General features: G+C 62.3%; 18 protein-coding genes and 2 pseudogenes. 13 read left to right on the top strand and 7 right to left on the bottom strand.

The genetic code is table 11. The features are described from left to right. From D8M21_RS10415 to D8M21_RS10405, 3 genes and pseudogenes are all read left to right on the top strand, one after another. Positions 1–132 (top strand): annotated as a pseudogene (locus D8M21_RS10415) (IS481 family transposase); the annotation flags it as partial. Next, a pseudogene (locus D8M21_RS10410) lies at positions 129–1,478 on the top strand (NCS2 family permease); the annotation flags it as partial. The pseudogenes D8M21_RS10415 and D8M21_RS10410, both read left to right, overlap by 4 nt. Before the next feature lie 17 nt (positions 1,479–1,495). Next, positions 1,496–1,912: a YchJ family protein gene (locus D8M21_RS10405; RefSeq protein WP_048683095.1), complete on the top strand. Its 417-nt coding sequence runs from the start codon at positions 1,496–1,498 to the stop codon at positions 1,910–1,912. A gap of 37 nt (positions 1,913–1,949) precedes the next feature. Here D8M21_RS10405 and D8M21_RS10400 read toward each other — a convergent pair whose 3' ends face one another. Further along, positions 1,950–2,867, bottom strand: coding sequence for a LysR family transcriptional regulator (locus D8M21_RS10400; RefSeq protein WP_048683098.1), 918 nt, complete (start codon positions 2,865–2,867; stop codon positions 1,950–1,952). Between the two features lie 77 nt (positions 2,868–2,944). On the opposite strand from D8M21_RS10400, the gene D8M21_RS10395 reads away from it, so the two are divergent. The 3 genes from D8M21_RS10395 to D8M21_RS10385 all read left to right on the top strand — a co-directional run bounded on the left by D8M21_RS10395 (position 2,945) and on the right by D8M21_RS10385 (position 5,680). Continuing rightward, the gene (locus tag D8M21_RS10395) at positions 2,945–4,057 is read left to right on the top strand and encodes an SLAC1 family transporter (protein WP_048683370.1); all 1,113 of its coding nucleotides are present in this window, start codon (positions 2,945–2,947) and stop codon (positions 4,055–4,057) included. Positions 4,058–4,095: 38 nt separating this feature from the next. Next, positions 4,096–4,491 (top strand): SRPBCC family protein, encoded by a 396-nt coding sequence (locus D8M21_RS10390; protein ID WP_174229722.1) that lies wholly within the window; start codon positions 4,096–4,098, stop codon positions 4,489–4,491. 616 nt (positions 4,492–5,107) lie between these two features. Continuing rightward, positions 5,108–5,680, top strand: coding sequence for a hypothetical protein (locus D8M21_RS10385; RefSeq protein ID WP_126855850.1), 573 nt, complete (start codon positions 5,108–5,110; stop codon positions 5,678–5,680). Between the two features lie 48 nt (positions 5,681–5,728). Here the strand turns inward: D8M21_RS10385 and D8M21_RS10380 are convergent, their stop codons facing one another. Then, positions 5,729–6,616, bottom strand: a complete 888-nt coding sequence (locus tag D8M21_RS10380) for a spermidine synthase (RefSeq protein ID WP_202975620.1) — start codon at positions 6,614–6,616, stop codon at positions 5,729–5,731. A 34-nt stretch (positions 6,617–6,650) separates the two neighbouring features. Further along, entirely contained in the window at positions 6,651–8,120 is a 1,470-nt protein-coding gene (locus D8M21_RS10375; RefSeq protein WP_048683104.1) for an MFS transporter, read from the bottom strand. A gap of 123 nt (positions 8,121–8,243) precedes the next feature. Here D8M21_RS10375 and D8M21_RS10370 point away from each other — a divergent pair, with 123 nt between their 5' ends. Further along, positions 8,244–9,149, top strand: a complete 906-nt coding sequence (locus D8M21_RS10370; protein ID WP_238651362.1) for a TetR/AcrR family transcriptional regulator — start codon at positions 8,244–8,246, stop codon at positions 9,147–9,149. Positions 9,150–9,250: 101 nt separating this feature from the next. On the opposite strand, the gene D8M21_RS10365 is transcribed toward D8M21_RS10370, so the two are convergent. Both D8M21_RS10365 and D8M21_RS10360 read right to left on the bottom strand, forming a co-directional pair. Beyond that, positions 9,251–9,874 (bottom strand): GNAT family N-acetyltransferase, encoded by a 624-nt coding sequence (locus D8M21_RS10365; protein ID WP_048683107.1) that lies wholly within the window; start codon positions 9,872–9,874, stop codon positions 9,251–9,253. After that, a complete protein-coding gene (locus D8M21_RS10360; RefSeq protein ID WP_048683110.1) occupies positions 9,871–10,179 on the bottom strand; it encodes a thiamine-binding protein in 309 nt (102 codons plus the stop codon). Before D8M21_RS10360 ends, D8M21_RS10365 begins: the two co-directional genes overlap by 4 nt. Positions 10,180–10,427: 248 nt before the next feature. Between D8M21_RS10360 and D8M21_RS10355 the strand changes: the two genes are divergently transcribed. From D8M21_RS10355 to D8M21_RS10345, 3 genes are all read left to right on the top strand, one after another. Continuing rightward, positions 10,428–11,447, top strand: a complete 1,020-nt coding sequence (locus D8M21_RS10355) for an LCP family protein (RefSeq protein ID WP_048683113.1) — start codon at positions 10,428–10,430, stop codon at positions 11,445–11,447. Between the two features lie 124 nt (positions 11,448–11,571). Then, on the top strand, positions 11,572–13,680 hold the full coding sequence (gene pta, locus D8M21_RS10350) for a phosphate acetyltransferase (protein ID WP_048683116.1): 2,109 nt from the start codon (positions 11,572–11,574) through the stop codon (positions 13,678–13,680). Between the two features lie 123 nt (positions 13,681–13,803). Then, a complete protein-coding gene (locus D8M21_RS10345; protein ID WP_048683119.1) occupies positions 13,804–14,409 on the top strand; it encodes a short chain dehydrogenase in 606 nt (201 codons plus the stop codon). 6 nt (positions 14,410–14,415) lie between these two features. On the opposite strand, the gene D8M21_RS10340 is transcribed toward D8M21_RS10345, so the two are convergent. Beyond that, positions 14,416–14,877 (bottom strand): acyl-CoA thioesterase, encoded by a 462-nt coding sequence (locus tag D8M21_RS10340; protein WP_082156899.1) that lies wholly within the window; start codon positions 14,875–14,877, stop codon positions 14,416–14,418. Positions 14,878–15,028: 151 nt separating this feature from the next. Between D8M21_RS10340 and D8M21_RS10335 the strand changes: the two genes are divergently transcribed. Then, a complete protein-coding gene (locus D8M21_RS10335) occupies positions 15,029–15,520 on the top strand; it encodes a GyrI-like domain-containing protein (protein WP_048683122.1) in 492 nt (163 codons plus the stop codon). A gap of 29 nt (positions 15,521–15,549) precedes the next feature. Here the strand turns inward: D8M21_RS10335 and D8M21_RS10330 are convergent, their stop codons facing one another. Beyond that, positions 15,550–16,131: an NADPH-dependent FMN reductase gene (locus D8M21_RS10330; protein ID WP_048683124.1), complete on the bottom strand. Its 582-nt coding sequence runs from the start codon at positions 16,129–16,131 to the stop codon at positions 15,550–15,552. A gap of 215 nt (positions 16,132–16,346) precedes the next feature. Between D8M21_RS10330 and D8M21_RS10325 the strand changes: the two genes are divergently transcribed. Next, positions 16,347–17,582: an acetate/propionate family kinase gene (locus tag D8M21_RS10325; protein ID WP_048683127.1), complete on the top strand. Its 1,236-nt coding sequence runs from the start codon at positions 16,347–16,349 to the stop codon at positions 17,580–17,582. A gap of 111 nt (positions 17,583–17,693) precedes the next feature. Beyond that, entirely contained in the window at positions 17,694–18,629 is a 936-nt protein-coding gene (bla, locus tag D8M21_RS10320) for a class A beta-lactamase (RefSeq protein ID WP_048683129.1), read from the top strand. Positions 18,630–18,635 lie beyond the last annotated feature (6 nt).

The following is an 18,635-nucleotide window of genomic DNA, read 5'->3' as shown; positions in this document are numbered from 1 at the left end:
GGATCAGAAGCCGAGCGTCGCATGGCGCTACCAGGCTGGCTGCACTTCTACAATCATCACAGGCACCACTCCGCAATCGGGGCCCCACCCATCAGCAGAATCCAAAACAACCTGCCTGGACAGCACACCTAGCGACCTTCTTCGCGATGAGTTACATCGTGGTGCTCAACCCGCTCGTCCTCGGCCTCATCGCCGATGCCAATGGCTCCGAGTTGGGTCTGGCACGAGTCGCGGCAACGACCGCACTCGTTTCGGGCGTCATGACCATCCTGATGGGCGTGATCGCCAACCACCCGTTCGCGATGTCTGCCGGCCTCGGCGTCAATGCCTTCCTGGCGGCAACCATTTCCACGACGCCGAATCTCACCTGGTCGGATCTGATGGGCCTGGTCGTTTGGGCGGGCATCATCATGTTTCTGCTGGTGTTGACGGGGTTCCGCACCGCCGTCTTCAATGCCGTACCGCAATCGCTCAAGACTGCCATCGTCGTCGGCATCGGCCTGTTTATCTCACTCATCGGGTTCGTCAATGCCGGGTTCATCCGCCGGATGCCCGACTCCGCGGGTACCACGGTTCCGGTCTCTTTCGGCATCAACGGAGACCTCATCGGCTGGCCCATCCTGGTGTTCATCGTCGGACTGTTCCTGACGATCGCTCTGATGATTCGCAACGTCCGCGGCGCCATCCTCATCGGAGTCGTCATCTCTACGATCCTGTCGGTGGTCCTCGAGGCCGTTACTCCTTCGGGTTCCTCGCACGACCACCCGACCGGCTGGTCCCTCGTCGCCCCGGAAATGCCTCACCAGTGGCTCGGCCTTCCCGACCTCAGCCTGCTCGGACAATTCAACCTCTTCGGAGCATTCCAGAGCTTGGGCGGCATGGCCGCGACCCTGATGGTCTTCGCGATCCTGCTCTCGGTGTTCTTCGACGCGATGGGAACATCCGTCGGCTTGGCGACCGAGGCCCACAACGTGACGCCGGACGGCAAGATTCCCGGTATCAATCGTGTCCTCGCCGTCGACGCCATCGGCTCCGTCGCGGGCGGCGCAGGCTCGGCGTCGTCGTCTCAGATCTTTGTCGAATCGGCCACGGGCATCGGCGAAGGAGCTCGCACGGGCTTCTCCGTGGTCATCACCGGCGTGATGTTCTTGTTGGCCATGTTCATCTCTCCGCTGGTCAATATCGTGCCGTTCGAGGCCGTCGCGCCAGCTCTCGTGGTGGTGGGATTCCTCATGGTCCGCCAGGCCGTCCATGTGCACTGGGACGACTGGGGTCTCGGTATACCGGCCTTCCTGACCATTGCCATGATGCCCTTTACGTACTCGATTGCCGACGGCATCGGTGCGGGCTTCGTCTCGTACACCTTCATCCGTATCGTCCAAGGACGGGCCAAAGACGTGCACCCCTTGATGTACATCGTGTCCGTGGCCTTCGTGGCGTACTTCGGCATGGGCATCATCCAAGGCTGGACCCACTAGTTCGGAGGTCGCCCCTCATGAGAATCCCTGCGGAAGACCAACGCTGCCCTTGTGGCACAGGTGAAATATTTGGTGCATGTTGCGCACCCGTCCTCCGCGGGGATTCCGTTGCCCCGACCGCCGAGGCCCTCATGCGTTCCCGATTTACGGCCTTCGCCGTCGGCGACCGAGAGCACCTCCTCGCCACGTGGCACCCCAGCTCACGTCCCGCGACCCTAGACCTCAGTGACTCACTGATGTGGCAGCGGCTGGACATCTTGAACACCGAGGGCGGCCCGTTCGACGACGTCGCCCACGTGGAATTTGCCGCGCAATACCGTTCACCACCGGGCACTCCGGTGGAAGAGCGCATCAAGGGGGTGCAACGAGAGAACAGCCGCTTCGTTCGCGAACGAGGCCGCTGGTACTACGTCGATGGTGACCTTCAGGGGTAATTCGAGCTGACCGGGCATCCAGCCAGCAGGGTAACCGTCACATGAGAGGCGTTCGCCTCGCCCCGGACTGTGGGTCGCGGGAAGCGGCGAGTAAATCGGACGCCGGCCGGGCAAGCTCTCGAGGTCCCGCCCAGATCGCCCGCAGGACCCGCTCGGTGCGAAGCCCTTCCACGGGAACTTCAACCAATTCATCCCGAGCAAGGTAGTCCTCAACGGCCAACCGGCTGAGCGCAGTGGGACCCGCCCCAGAAAGCACCGCCACACGAACGGCGGCATTACTTTCCAACTCAAGAAGGGGGCGCACCGGCCCTTGGTCCCCGAGAGCACGGTCGAGCGTCGTCCTCGTACCGGAACCGACTTCTCTCGTCACGAGCTGAGTCTCCGCGAGCTCTCGACGCGAAATCGGAGATGTGCGCGAAGCCCACTCGTGAAGGGGAGGCACCACGACCACCAGTTCATCACGAGTGACCGTGACGTGATGAAGCCCCTTGGGCACCTCTGGGCCTTCCACGAAACCCAATTGCGCCCGGCCCGAAATAATGTCAGCGACGGCGGTCTCAGAATTAGCCACGCGAATATCGACGTGCACCTCGTGGACGGAACGCAATTGCGAGATCCAACGGGGCAATAAGTGTTCGGCGACCGTTTGAGAGGCGACCACCACCAGGGAATCCATTCCCGTGGAGGCCAACCCTTCCGCGCCTCGCATCAACTTTTCACCCGCAGCAAGTACGTCCCGCGCCCACTCAACTATGGTCAATCCCTTGGGCGTCACCACCGATCCTTGCGTTGACCGCGTCAATAACACCACGCCCAGGCGGCGCTCCAAGCGCGAAATCGCTCTGCTGGCATTCGGTTGCGCGACACCGATCTGCCGCGCGCCGGCGGATAAACTTCCGTGGTCCGCGACGGCCACCAATATCTCCAAGGTTGTTAGATCAGGCCACTGGTACATATCCGCAGGATATATGCATATGCTCATTTCCCCTCTACCCCCGTCGGGCAGAGCGAAGAATAATCACCAGTGTGTTCATGCCCATGGCCCCCGGTGCCCATACCCAGCGAGTGACTTCCACATCCCACCCCGTACCTGCCTTACCACCCATCGGGCCTGCCTGGTATGGATCGGTCATGGGAACCGGAATCCTCGCAACCCTCACCGAAAAATTGCTGAACCACATTCCCTTCGCGCACGACGTCGCTATCGCATTCCTGGCGGCCAGCTGGGTTCTCCTGGTGGTGTTATCCGCAGGTTTCGCGCTACGCATTGTGCAGCGACCTCGGACGTTCCGGGAATCGGTTCTCCATCACTCCACGACGCCCCAGTGGGGCATGGTGTCGATGGGAATCATGTCCGTCGGATCGGCCACGCTCACCGTCGCGCCGGCCGTGAACCCGCAATTCTCCGCGACCGCTACATTCTTGAACATCGTCTTGTGGAGCGTCGGCACCGTCGTTGGCATCGTCTCAGCGGTGGGTTTCGGCGCGCGACTCATTGGAAGCGACGTCGGCTCGCCCACCACGGTGTGGGGGCTGGCGGTCGTGCCTCCGATGGTTTCGGCCACCACCGGCTCCCCCATCGTTCCGATACTGCCCGGCGTCAGCGCCCAGTTGTGGATGCTCACGGGTCTGGTCGCGTGCTTCTTTCTGTCCCTCTTCGTGGGCGCGATCGTCTTCATCACCGCCTATCACCACCACTGGTCGAGGCAACGGATCCCACTTGCGGCTTCTGCCTCCGCGTGGATCCCCCTGGGGGTCGTGGGACAATCCACGGCCGCGGCGCAATCACTAGCCTCACAAGCACGGCACCTGGTGATCCCCGAGGCACTTGATGCGGTGCAGGCCCTAGCTAACGCGTACGGAATCGCGATGTTCACCCTAGGAATTCCCCTGACGTGCTGGGCCACCTTCGTAACCATCAGGGGTTTTATGGGACGTATGGCCTTCAACCCCGGATGGTGGTCCCTGACCTTCCCGATCGGCACCCTATCTCTGGGGACTCACCTACTAGGCAAAGGGACGGATGTGCCCATCTTCGGGACGGTTTCACTCATTCTGTGCTGCATCCTGATGTGCACCTGGACCGTATGCGCCATCGGTTCCGCATCCGCCCTTCGAGCTCAGTTATCCACACAGCTTCGTTGATACGTGGTGAATCGACGAGTCGGTGGCACACTGGCCTCATGATGAGCCGTCACATCAGTCAGACTTCAAGTGCCGACCCCGACGCCGTGTACCGGTTTGCCGTGGATCCTCGAAATCTCCCGCGCTGGGCCTCGGGACTCGCACAGTCCGAGGTCAGGGTTATTGAGGGCACCCTCGAAGTCGAATCACCCATGGGTACCGTGACCGTGACGTTCGCGCCTCATAACGAGTACGGCGTGCTGGACCACGACGTCGCGCTGCCTTCGGGCGACGTCGTCACCAATCCGCTTCGAGTGATGTCACATCCGGACGGTTCGGAAATCCTCTTCACTGTGCGGCAGTTAGATCTCACCGATGAAGAGTTCGACCGAGACTGCGCCACGGTGCGCGAAGACCTTGAGCGTCTGGTCAAGCTCGTCGAAAACCAGAGCTAGCGGCCTCCAGAGGCCCACGGTTCCTCTTTCGCTGTTTACTCGTCACATCGGCCCACTTCAATTGACGGGACCAAGCCATGAGGTGGCGGTTGCCCTTCTTCCCCATCGGTCCCCGTCCGACCGCCGACGGAACCCAGCTCTCGGGTGGCGGTTGCCCAGTGTGGCAGCGCTTACCTTCGTTAGGCGGCGACTAGACCGCCCCCTAACTGCGGTAGACCCCACCGAATTGGGTACTCGCGATCACGCGACGCCCACACGCTCATCGTCACCTTCCGATGACGCAACCCTAGAAATAGATTCTTTCACTAGATTTAGTTTTTCTGACTAGCGCAAACAGTGGAATTCAATTCATCCACTCTGAACCTCTTGACGCAGCAGCCGGTTCGGAATATTAATAATCACCAACAGATGCCCTCAAAGCCCGAACACATATGCGCGAAGGGGCATCCGCCGGAAACCAAGGCAAAGTATAGTTTCATAAACTATTAGCCAAAGGCCCCAGAAGATTTGAGAAACACCATGATTAAAAGACAGGTCATTGCTGGATAAGTGTTTATCTCACGAATTGCGCGCAATGCGTAAGACATTTCTTTCTCTCATCATAGGATTCACTCTCATGACACTCGCATCAGGTTGTACTCCCTCCGAGGACTCCGTCGGCAATGGCGAGGAATTTTTCCCCGCTGAAGCAGCCTCCCAAGGCAACGTCACTGTCTCAGATAGCGGGTGGGTTGAGGTCAGCGAAGTCCAGTCCAGCATCCCCGAGCTCACCGTCAACGGTTCCGCAGTCGAGTGGCACCAAACGGATTGGCTCTTCGAGGATGGTCGTCTTCAGCACGAGGAGAAGCCGCAAGATTTCGCGACCGTCCCCAAGCTCACGGTGGCCGGCGAGACCCTGACCTTCAGAATTTCCAGCCATATACCGCCGGCCAACTTGTTTGTTGACGTGCACGAAGGTGCGATCAGCGAATCGATTGACCCCGAAAGCCCGCACACCACGTATCAGCCGATGGACGAGGGAAAACTGAGGTTCGATGACACTTCGGTGAGCTTCGATCTTCCGATCACCCCGGGGAAGCCCCTCATCCTGAACGTGTACTGCAGTTATTACGCGCCACCGGAGTCTCACCAAGAGCGCTGGACCAACGAGGTCAACTGGCCCGTACTCATCAACCAGGTCGAATCGTAGTTCCCAGGCGGCGTCGGTGCGAGGTTGGCTCAGAGGGCCTCGTCGGTCTTAGTTCCCGTCCCGTCGAGCCTCGGCCCCGGCGGCAAAGGTTCTGGTCCACGCCTCGTCTTTATACTGAGCAGGAACCGCACCGCCCAACAGGTCGCGAGTTAACCGAGCCGCTTCCGGCGCGAGCGCCTCGGGAAATGGCGCATCCGACGCCATCAGAATGATATTGCCGTAGCGGCGTCCCTTGAGCATCGGCGGGTCAGCGATGCACGCGACGTGTGCAAATACCTCGGCCAAACCGGCAATCTCCGCCTTAGCGCCGCGCAGTTCGCGGGTATCGCCACAATTCGCCACGTACAAGCCACCCGGCGCCAGTGAGCGGTGCGCGTGCCGAAAAAACTCAACGGTGGTCAGGGGCTCGGGCGTCACTGCCCCCGCGAACACGTCACGGATCATCACGTCCCGAGAAGCATCCACGAACGTTTCGGTTACGGCCCGTGCTTCCCCCACACGAATTTTGACGGTGGGAGACCTCGGAATATCGAACCATTCCCGCACGTAGCTGGCGAGTTTTCCGTCCAGCTCGACGACGGTGTGGCGGCTGCCAGGAAACGTCGCTGCGAAATAGCGCGGCATCGAACATGCCCCGCCGCCCAGGTGAGTCACGCGAAGCTGCTGGGGGTCGAGGCGCCCTTCGACGAAATGCTCGACGCCGGCTGCGATCCATCGCATGTATTCAAAGGCCAGCTCCCGCGGCTCACCCACGATCACGTGGCTCGATTGCACGTTATTGATGCGCAATAACCAAGCGCCGGGGTGAAACGTATCTTTTTCCAGCTCCGCCGTGCCGCTATCGATCTCAAATACGCCTTCGGCGGGGCCGCCCCCAATCTCGGTGGTCCGAGGATCTGGGGGCGACGCCCGCCGTCGGCTGTTCTTCTTGCTCACGAATCCACCCTAACGGGCAGATCCCCTCCCCGAATTAGTGCTCTTCGGTCTCGGTGGAGTTCGTCAACGTGCGAACACCGATCAGCGACATCACCACAGCAGCGGCGGCGAGAATCCAGAAGGAGATGCGCGTTCCATGAACGAATCCGGCAACCGTCGCGGGATCCCAGGCGCCCTGGGGCAGCATCGTCCCCACAGCTGCGGCCATCACGGTTCCGACGACGGCCACACCCACAGAATTGCCGAGTTCCTGGGCGGTGTCGTTCATCGCGGACCCGATCGAGGTGTGCGTTTCAGGCAGGGCCCCGACCAGGGCGACGGCACCCGTGGTCATGATGGTCCGCATACCCATGGTCATGATGAGCATGCCGATCGCGCACCAGAGGTAACCGTGTCCGACGGCGTAGATCCAGATGAGCAGACTGCCGATCACGAAGGCGGCGCCGACCATCGACGTCTTGCGGTGGCCCAAGCGAGCCACCATCCTGTCGACGAACGGGCCCGCACCCAACATGCCGAGGACGAACGGCAGGTTGGCGAGTCCGGCCATCATTGGTGACCATCCCCAAGCGAACTGGTACAGCTGAGTCGAAACGAACATAACCCCGGCCATCGCGACCATCACCCCGGTCTGCAGAATGGCCGAACCGCGCACGGTCGGGATAGCTAGGAGGGTCAGATCCAGCATCGGATCCTTCGCGGTTTTCTCGCGCCAGACGAATGCCACGAGGCACGCGATACCGCCGACGAGCACGCCGATCGTGATCGGGCTGCCCCAGCCGTTCTCCGTACCCGAGGTAAACGAGTACAGAATCAGACCGAGCGCACCCACGGAGAAGATTCCACCGGGGATGTCGGTACCTCCACGACGTCGATCCGCGGGGTCGTCCTTCGAGAGACCGAAGCGCACGCCGAACCACGCGATGAGCGCCATGGGAGCGTTGAGCACCAACAAGGCCTGCCAAGGCCAGTGCTCGACGGCGAGGCCGGCCAGCGTCGGACCGACCGCGAAACCACTCATGGAGACCACCATGATCAGACCGATGGCCTTATTGCGCAGGTCGTCCCGGTCGAAGAGCCGGAAGATGAGGGACATGGTCAGCGGTGCCATCAGCGCCGCAAAGGCCCCTGAGACGGCCCGGACGGCAATCAGTTGCCCCGGGGTCTGCACCAGCAGGACCGCAAGCCCGGCGAGGCCGAAGAGAGCCAAGCCGGTCAGCAGCGTCCGGCGACGTCCGAGCTTATCGCCGAGGGTTCCGCCGACCATGAGCAGTCCGCCAAAGGTCAAGGAGTAGGCGCCAACGATCCATTGCAGATCCGTCGGGCCAGCGTGTAAGTCGCGCCCCACGGAGGGCAGGGCAACGTTGAGGATCGAGTTGTCGACCATCTCGACCAGCATGGCCAGGCACAGGCCCAGCAGGGCGGGCCAGGCCGCACCCAGAGATTGCGGCTTCGTGGAGGCTCGTGGCGGAGCCTCCGGGGCGAGGGATTCGGAGAGTGACATGGAAAAACCTTTCGTATGGATCGAACGTCGTTCGACTAATGGAACAGCGTTCGAGTTATCGAACTATGTTCGAGAATAGAACGTTGTTTGATATGGCGCAACGGTCTGCGTAGATTTTCTGTCATGACCCAGCCCACTCCCCGTCGCCCATCCCGCCCCCGCGCACCGGAAGATCGCGCCGCAATGCGCGAGGAACGACTTCAGGCCAGCCGCGACGCCACACAGCGAGAGGGCCAACCGCCTCATGGGCGACGTCGCCCCGCACCAAACGGCGGTCGAAGTCGCGGGCGCGGCGGACGGACGCGCACGACGCTGTCCCTCGAATCGATCTTGGATGCCGCCATAGCGACTCTGGACCGAGAGGGAGCCGAAAAGCTGACCCTCCGCGGTCTCGCTGCAGAGCTCCAGAGCGGCGCCGCAAGCCTCTACTGGTATGCGTCGGGCAAAGAAGAACTCCTCGCCCTGGCCTCTAACGAACTACTGGGACGCGCGCTGGCGGAGGACGAGCACCTTCAGCGTCTCGGCCACGCCGCCCCTCGCGAATTCGCCGACCACGCGCCGTTTTCGACGGACGCACGCACCAGCTCGGAATCGGCCTCGGCCCTAGTGAACCTGCGACGCATGGTGCTATGCCTCATGGAACAGATGTTGGAACACCGTTGGCTCGCCCACCAGCTCCTCAAGTCGGGTCCCGACCAAGAGAATTCGTTGATGTTCTGGGAAAAGATCGGCCAGCAGCTCATGCGCACGGAACTGACCCTCAGTCAGCGGTTCCACGCCTCGTTGGCCCTGGTCAACTACGCCTCAGGGATGGGGGCCGAGGTGTCCCAGCGCGACGTCTATGAAGATCAGGACGTGGAGAAGGAGCTATTCGACGAGCAGGTAGCCGAATGGAGCCACTCGGACCCCGCCCGATACCCCTTCGTCCATTCGGTTCTCGGGGAGTTCCGGCACCACGACGACCGCTCCGAGCTGGTCGCGGGCCTAGAACTCCTTCTACTCGGCCTCGAACGTCAGACTTGGTCGTAGGCCCATCGGGTTCTTATTGAGACGACCCAAGCTGTCACCGGCGAAAATGGGCGACTTCGCCGAACGCGCCGGTCGCGGGACTCCCGAGTGACTGTGCTCGGCTACAGGCCACGAACCATGCGGCCGGTCGTCGACGGCGCCCACGTCCCCTGGGTCGGAAAGTCTTCGCCCAATCCGCGAAAGCCGTGTCTTCGGTAGAAGCGTTCGGCGCCGTCGTTGCCGTTGATGAGCCAGAGAAAAGCGGGCGAGTCTTCGGGCAGAACCTCCCGCAGGAGTTCCGCGCCGAGCCCCTCACCCTGGGCTTCCGGAAGGACATACAGATTCACCAGTTGTCTGGCACCTGCCTCGACGGCTCCGGGGATGGGGACCGCACCAATCTCACGCTCCCATGCCTCGAGTGGGCCGGCGTCGATGGTCAGGGCGATGCCCACGGGCCGGGTCCACAAGTCCGGATCCGCCCCGACGCCGCAGCACCCGAAATCGTTGGTCTCCTCGAACTGGGGGTTGGACCAGGCGATGACCGCTTGCGCGTCGGAGCGTCGCAGATAGGCCCGATCTTCGTCGGCCACGGAAGCAGCCTCCGCGCGAATCGTCGTCGAGAATTCCTCGCCAATGATCTCCCGGTACGAGGCCGCCAACGCCTTGACGTGGACCTGCGAATACGCGGATTGCTCCGACGGACCCACCGGGGTCAACGCGTATTTTCCATCGTGGACAAAACTCACGCCTCTGACTCGATGGCCTTCTCGAGACGTTCCAACTTTCCGGTGAGTTCCCCGTCGTAGCCGGGACGAATGTCCGCCTTCAACACCAACGAGACTCGGGTTCCATATTTCCCAACGGCCTCGGTCGCGCGCTTGATGACGTCCATGCACTCGTCCCAATCGCCCTCGATCGTGGTGAACATCGCGTCGGTTCGATTCGGGAGGCCGGATTCCCGGACGATCTTCACAGCATCGGCGACGGCGTCGTGGACGGAGGCATCCGGGGCGTCTCCACCGGACGGGGCAACAGAGAAAGCAAATAACATGCCTCCAGCATGCCACCGTCCCCGCGAGACGGCACCCCACTCAATGCCACGATTCCCCACTAGTTCACACGGCGGCATCAGCATTTCCGCAGGCAGACTGCATAAAATTTGCATCTCGAGCACCTGACCGCAGCCGACGTTCCCCATCACCGAGGCCCGAATCGGTCGGCACTCGCCGTGCGACGTCGCACCAGACCTGCCCGGCGCCAACGCCGTGCGCCGTCCTTCTCCACGCCCAAGGAACCTCCATGCCGCACTACCAGCAACGCGACCCGCACACACTGACGACCGAGCCGATGGCCGCCGTACCCGCTGCAAACGCGCAAACGGGTTTCCGTATCCGGTGGACGCGAGTGACCATTGTGCTCATCGTGGCCTTGCTGCTTGCGCTGGGAGGTATCGCTTTCGCGGCCTTCCAACACCTTCATCACAACATCAAGACCACTCAGGTCCAGGGACTCACCAACACCTCGAGCACCAAGGGCGCGATGAACGTGCTCATTATCGGCTCCGATGAACGCGACGGTTCCATCGATGCCGGCGAGGCCGAGGGACGACGCAGCGACTCGATCCTGGTGGCCCACATCAATGCCGCCCATGACAAAGTCACCGGTATCCAGATTCCCCGCGACACGATGGTCCTTCCCCCGAAGGGATCGACGGCGTACTCGACCGCACCCAACGTGCCGGTGCAGATCAACTCCCTTCTCGCCGACGGTGACTCTCAACTCATTGAGGCCGTCTCAACCCTCACCGGGCTGGGGATCAACCACTACGTGGACGTGAACTTCGGTGGCTTCATCTCCATCGTCGACGCCCTCGGCGGTATCGACATGAATCTCCCCGAGGCCCTCAAGGATCCGGACGCCAACCTCGACCTACCCGCGGGACAGCAGACACTCAATGGGACGCAGGCCCTCGCCATGGCCCGGGAACGTCACGCGATCGGCGACGGCAGCGACCTCGCCCGCATCGGGAATCAGCAGACCGTCATGAAGGCCATCTTGGACAAGGCGCAGAGCTCATCCACTCTGTCCAACCCGATCAAGCTCTATTCGTTCCTGAATCAGTCCTCGTCCTCGATCATGGTCGACGACGGCCTGAAGTCCTCGACGCAGTTCCTGAGTTTCATCCGAACCTTTACCCAGGTCCCCCGGGACCAGATCTCCTTCGAACAACTTCCGGTGGAGCCCTACCCTTGGGACACCAACCGGGTGCAACTCTCCGACGAGGGTGTGGCGCGGCTGGCCGAGATCGCGAAGAGCTGACCCGTCCGCACGATCGTCGGGCCCCTCGAGTGCTCGGCGCCACGTATCCTCGGCATCGAGGACCGCTTAAAATCGTGGGAGAGGCAGCGACGCTGTCCCGAGTTACTGAGCGTAAGGACGATTCATGACGACCGGTATTTTCCTCGATGCGATGACCCCGCTTGCCGGGAAGACCTTAGTGGCCCTGGGGCTGGCCGACTCCCTCATCCGTCGAGCGGATTCTGTGGGGTATTTCCGGCCGGTCTTCGAAACCGACTCCGCGGACACCGACCCTCGCATCCGTTTGATGCGTGAAACCTTTGATCTTGACGAATCCTCCGCCCGCGGCGGCGTCAGCCTCGCGACGTGTCGCGAGGTCCTCGCTTCCGGGGACATCAGCGAGCTGCTCAACATCTCGCTGTCGATCTACTCGGAAATGTCGCAAAAGTACGACGCCGTGATCGTGGATGGCACCGACCTCCTCGCCCACAACGCCGCAACCGCCGAATTCGACCTCAATGCCCGGCTCGCCAACACCATGAGCTGTTCCGTGCTCGCCGTCATTTCTGGCGCTGAGGCCGAGTCGGTTGAAGACATCATCAACGCCGTGGAGGTCACCCGGGCCGAGCTGCATGCCGCGAAGACCGACCTCCTCGGCATCGTCGTTAACCGAGTTCATCCGGACGTGGCTCAAGAGGTCGAATCCCGCATTCCGGCGGGTCGGCGCGGTGGCCACGTGTACGTTCTCCCGGAAACCCCGGCCATTTCTCAGCCGACCGTCGCCGAGGTGGTTCACGAGATGGGACTGTCCGCCGACGACGTCAGCGCTTCCCTCGACCGCGACATCCAGGGCGTGAAGGTGGCTGCCATGACGGTCGGAAACTTCCTGGAGCAGATGGCCGACGGCGATTTCGTGATCACCCCGGCGGATCGATCGGACGTCGTCATGGCCACCTTGGCTTCGGCCTTCTCCCCCACATTCCCGGTGCCCTCCGGTGTTCTTCTCTCCGGGGATCTCCACATCAACTCCGCGACCAAAGCACTGATCGGCTCCGCGCCCTTCCCCATCCTGCGAACTTCTCTGGATACCTATTCTGCGGCGCAATCGGTGGGGTCGGTGCACGGTGAACTCCGCGCTGGCGCACCTCGAAAGATCGCTGCGGCCATGGGCGAATGGTCCAAGAGGGTTGATGACAAGGAACTTCTCGGACGCCTGGATCTCCCGCGCCCGGCTACCATGACGCCGCTTCGTTTCCTCCATGAACTCATCGAAACGGCTCGCTCCAACCGACGTCGGGTGGTCCTTCCCGAGGGCGAGGACATCCGCATTCTCCGCGCTGCCGAAATCATCGTCCGCCGAAACTTCTGCGACCTCACGATCCTCGGCAGCGATTCGAACGTCCGCGAGCTGGCCCAGTCGGAAGGCATCGACCTGACCTTCACGGCTTCGGAAAACCCGGCGGCCGGCGAGGTACGGCTGATCGACCCGGCCACGTCGCCCCTGCTCGAAGAATACGCCGCGGAATATGCCCGCGTGCGCGCTCACAAGGGCGTGGACCTCGATCAGGCTCGCGAACGCATGCTCGATGGCTCCTATTTCGGAACCATGATGGTTCAGCTCGGCCACGTGGATGGCATGGTTTCGGGTGCCGCGCACACCACCGCGAATACCATTCGACCGGCCCTGGAATTCGTGAAGACCAAGGAAGGCGTCAAGGTCGTGTCCTCGGTCTTCTTCATGCTTCTCGAAGATCGCGCGCTCGTTTACGGCGACTGCGCCGTCAACCCAAACCCCAACGCCGAGCAGTTGGCCGATATCGCCAAGGCGAGCGCCCAAACGGCCCGGGAATTCGGCGTCGAACCTCGGGTAGCCATGCTCTCCTACTCGACGGGCGGATCCGGGTCCGGCGAAGACGTCGACAGAGTCCGCGAGGCCACCGACCTAGTCCGCGCCTCCAACCCGGACTTCGCTATCGAAGGTCCCATCCAGTACGACGCCGCGACCAACGCCTCAGTGGCCAAGTCGAAATTGCCGGACTCTCAGGTGGCCGGCCGCGCGACGGTCTTCGTCTTCCCGGATTTGAACACGGGCAACAACACCTACAAAGCCGTGCAACAGTCCTCCGGGGCGGTCGCCGTCGGCCCGGTCCTGCAGGGCTTGCGCAAACCGGTTAACGACCTCTCTCGCGGCTGCACCGTGGACGACATCGTCAACACGGTGGCCATCACGGCGATTCAGGCCCAGGCGCAGTAAGCAAGCGGTCGCAGTCTTAGATAGGCTTGCAATACTGTTTCCGCGAGAGACTCCGGCGTCCGCTGACACGCGGTCGGGTGAGCGGAAGAATCGCCTCAACACTTCGAGAAGGGTGCCGTCATCATGGCTCAGAGAATCATCGTCGTGGGAGCATCGGGTCTTATCGGTAGCGCCGTGGCCCAAGCCCTGGAACAGCAGCAGCACGAGGTTATCCGCGCCTCACGCAGCAGCGGTGAACGCGTCGACATGTCCGACCCTGCCTCAGTCCGGGATCTCTTCGAGCGCGTCGGCACCGTCGACTCCGTGGTCAGTTGCGCCGGCGGCGCCCCGTTCAAGCACGTCACAGAGCTGACCGCGGAGGACTACATGGCCGGCCTGCAGGACAAGGCCATGGGCCAAATCAACATCGCAACCGAGGCCCTGAAGCGCCTGACCGACGGCGGTTCCATCACTCTGATCTCCGGGATTCTCACGACCGTCCCGATCCACGGCAGCGTTGCGTCGGCCGTGGCCAATGGCGCGGTCGAGTCCTACGTGCGAACCGCCGCGGCGGAACTGCCTCGCGGCCTGCGGATCAACGCGGTCAGCCCCACGGTCCTGCGCGAAGCCACCGGATACCACCCTTCGTTCCCGGGGTTCCGGCAAGTTCCCGCCGCCGACGTCGCCCAAGCCTTCGTGCGGTCGGTCGAGGGCGTGCAGAGTGGGGAAGTCTTCACCCTCTGGGCGTAACGCCCCCTAGAGTCCGGGCTCCTTGTTGCGGAGCTCCTCAGGAAAGCGATCGCGCTGGTACGTCACGCCGGTGAATCCGTGCTCGAGAGGCTTGCCGTCGGCGTCGAGCCCCACGAACACGATCCGCTCGATCGACAGGATCGCGCGTCCGGTAATGATGTTCCGGACCTCGCACCGCATGGTGAGCGAAGTTCGGCCGAAGGCGATCGCCTGCAGCCCAATCTCGATGATGTCTCCCTGCGTGGCCGAAGAGACGAAATTGATCTCGGAAATGAACTTGGTGACGATGCGCTGGTTGCCGAGCTGGATCATCGCGTAGACCACCGCCTCGTCGTCGATCCAGCGCAACAGGCTGCCACCGAAAAGTGTGCCGTTCGCATTGAGATCTTCCGGGCGCACCCACTTGCGGGTGTGGAAGTTCATGTCGTCAAAGGACCCCTGAGACCCTTCCGCCTGGTGGTATGCCATGGTGATTCCCTCTCCACCCGATTCCATGTCGATGAGACTTATGGTGACACGATGCCTTCGCCCGCTCCAGGCTTTGTCCTTAAATGACGCCCCTGACGCGCCGCCCCGAGAACCGTAGACTGTGAAGCCCCTACCCTAGGAGTTCAGACCCATGAGTCTCAGCGACGTCGAATACATCGAATTCCCCGGATTTCCCACCGTGGTCGTCCGGTTCCGCGAATACCCCATGCGCGAGATGCCGACCGCGATGGACCAGGCTTTCTCCGCGCTAGGCCAGGCCATCGGAGAAGGTGCCTTCACCCCCACCGGTCCGGCCTTCGCCCGTCACGAGGCCAGGCCCAGCGATACCGCAACATTTGAAGTCGGCTTCCCCGTTGACTCACCCTTGCCCTCGAACACCACGGTCAACGACGTCGAGATCGTCAACTCCGAGTTGCCAGCATGCGAGACCCTGGCCATCGCCAAACACCACGGACCGTACGACGGCCTCGCCGCATCGTGGCAGGCCTTCATGGAGGCCATCGACGCCGACGGCAAGTCGCCGCTCCTACCCTTCTGGGAGGCGTACGACACCAAGCCCGGGCCCGACGTGGACCCCGAAACGCTGATCACCGGTCTGGCGGTTCCGGTCAAGGAGAAGTAGGCAAATCCTCGGCGGCAGGGTGACGGCGATCAGCGCCGCCCTGCCGCCGCCTGCGAGCGGACTAACTCGCTGAAACGATCAATGTAGTCCTGGAGAAATTCGCGCGTGCTCTCGGCATCGAGTCTCCCCTGTTCGTCGAATAATTCGGGGGAACGCCCCAGGAACACCTCCGGTTGCCCCACGGTCGGCATGTCGAAGTAGGAGAGCGCGAGTCGCAGGTTCTTCTGGGAGCTATAACCGCCCATCCGGCCGACCGAGTGGCTGAGGATGCCCACCGGAACTCCGCGCCAGGCGACGTCGTCGTTCGGCTTGGACCCGACGTCGATGGCGTTCTTGAGGCAGGCGGGAATGGTGCGATTGTTCTCGGGTGTCACAAAGAGCACCCCGGAGGATTCGTGGATCGAGCTCCGGAATTCGGTGTACTCGACGGGTAGGTGCACGTCCGGAACGCTCGGGTCGTCGTAATCGAAGTTGTACAGCGGAAGCTGCCCAATCTCCACGATGGAAGCCTCGATGCCCTCCCCGAAATATCCGGCGACCTCCCGCGCGATTTTGCGGGCAAAGGAGCCCCGCCGCAGGCTTCCCACGATGATGCTGACCGAATACGTCATGACGACCGAATCCTTTCTGCGCCCCGACGAGCGGTGGCACGGTCCTGATAAAAGTACGCCTAGGCGAACAATTTTGTTCTATTAATGCATCTTCCGCAAGATCGGGTATGCCCCGCTGTACCCACACTGAGGGAGACGACGCCCACAGAGACCCCCACGGCGATATGACGGTGGGATAATCGGGCTACATACGTTTTTGACGCGAAGGGAACACCATGCTCGTCCTGGTCATTAATTCGGGTTCCTCCTCCATCAAGTACCAAGTGCGCGAGGTCGCCACGGAGGAAGAACAGCTCGCTCCGTACACATCCTCGATGCCCGCGATCAACGAACGGATCACGCTCGAGAGAGCGACCGTCGGCGCGGATGGCGGCCGGGTTCTCACCAAGGGCTTGATCGAGAACATTGGTGAAGGCGGCGAGATCGCCGATCACGCGCAGGCACTGGACCTCATGGCTGAGCGCCTCGACGAGGCCCTCGAGGGTAGAACTATCGACGCCGTCGGCCACCGAGTGGTCCACGGAGGCGAGCGGTTCTCCGCACCCGTGATCGTCAACAACGAAATCGTTCGCGCCATCGAGCGCCTCGCCCCCTTGGCTCCATTGCACAATCCGGCCGCGGCCTTGGGCCTGCGCGCTGTCGAGAAGAAGTGGCCGAACCTTCCGCAGGTAGTCGTGTTCGACACCGCCTTCCACCGGTCTCTCCCCGAAAAAGCCTGGCGCTACGCGATCCCCGATTCCTTCTACCGCCTGCATGGCATCCGCCGCTACGGTTTCCACGGCACCAGCCACGACTACGTCACGGGCAAGGCCGCTGAGTTTCTGGGCGTGGAGCGAGAATCCTTCGACGCCGTGGTGGCGCACCTGGGCAATGGCGCGTCGGTCACGGCCATTCAATCCGGCAAGTCCGTGGACACCTCCATGGGGTACACGCCCCTCGCCGGACTCATCATGGGCACTCGCGCCGGCGACGTCGACCCTTCGGTCCTGACCGGAATTCTCACGCGCGACAAGTCGATGACCGCCGAGGAACTTGACCGGATTCTCAACAAGGAGTCCGGTCTCGTGGCGCTCGGCGGATCTAACGACATGCGAGATTTGGAGCAACGAGCCGAATCCGGCGACGACAAGGCGACGTTGGCGATCGATATGGCCGCCTACCGTTTGGCCAAGTACATCGGCGGTTACCACGTGGCCGTCGGCGGCATGAAGGCTCTTATCTTTACCGCCGGTATTGGTGAGAATTCTCCGGAGTTCCGCCAGCTCGTGGTGGACCAGCTCCGCGCGCTCGACATCCACCTCGACGACGAGGCCAATCAGGTTCGTTCGGGAGAGATTCGTGTGATCTCCACCTCGGAGTCGGCGATACCTGTTCTGGTGGTACCGACCGACGAGGAACGCGCCATCGCCGAGGCCACGGCCGGTCTCGTGACCGCACGCATCCGAAACTAACCCTCTGATGGGCGGCTCCCACGGGAGTCCGCCCATCAGATTCTCGGAGCATGGGTTGATAACCTGTGACTTCATCACTTGCATCTCTTCGCCAGAACGGAAAGAGATTCCTTGACTTCCTCACCTCGTCGCCAGCACCTCCCGGGACGCTCCACCTCCCGCCGCAGCCTCCTCGCTGGGGCCACGGCACTCATCCCGCTGGCATACGCCGGCACCACGTCGGCCTCGGCGTACAACCCGACGGAGAATTCCCACCGCCTCGATGCGGCACAGAAGCTCCGCGACCTCGAAACGCGGCTCGACGGCCGCATTGGCGTCCACGCGATCAACACCGGGACCCAGGTTCGCTTCGGTTATCGGTCCACCGAGCGGTTCCTCTTCTGCTCGGTCGGAAAGGTCCTCGCGGTCTCAGCGATCCTCCATCGCGCCGCAAGCGACTCGACGCTATTGACCCGCCACATACCCATCGCCGCCGACGATATTCTCGCCTACGCCCCCGTCACGAGCCAGCACGTGGGCGGTTCCATGAGCGTGGAAGACCTCTGCCACGCGGCGATCACGGTCAGCGACAATACCGCCGCGAATCTACTCGTCGAGGTGTGTGGAGGCCCGGGCGCGGTGACGGAATTTGTGCGCGGAGCGGGCGACGTCGTCACGCGCGTGGATCGTACCGAACCGACCCTGAACGATGCCGATGCAGACCTGGACACCACCACCCCGTCGGCCTTCTGCACTACCTTGGGAAACCTCGCCCTGGAGTCGGTGCTGACCCCCGAGCATCGGTTGCGCCTGACGACGTGGCTAAAAGCAAATACCACCGGAGCCGATCAGATTCGCGCCGGGGTGCCCGACGGCGTGACGGTGGGCGATAAGACCGGGGCCGGATCACACGGTGAGTCCAACGACGTCGCGGTCTTGTGGCCTACGAAGGGGTCACCGGTGATTCTCTCGATCTTCACGGTTTCAAGCCACACTCAAGACACCGCCCTACAGAAGGAAGCCATCGCGGAGGCGACCCGCATCGTCACCCCGATCGTTCTGGGCTAATACGGC

Origin of the sequence: Kocuria sp. HSID16901 (assembly GCF_003989425.1) — a bacterium.
Classification (GTDB): domain Bacteria; phylum Actinomycetota; class Actinomycetes; order Actinomycetales; family Micrococcaceae; genus Rothia; species Rothia massiliensis.
The sequence above is the reverse complement of the archived record's forward strand: the minus strand, read 5'-3'. Positions and strand labels throughout refer to the sequence as shown.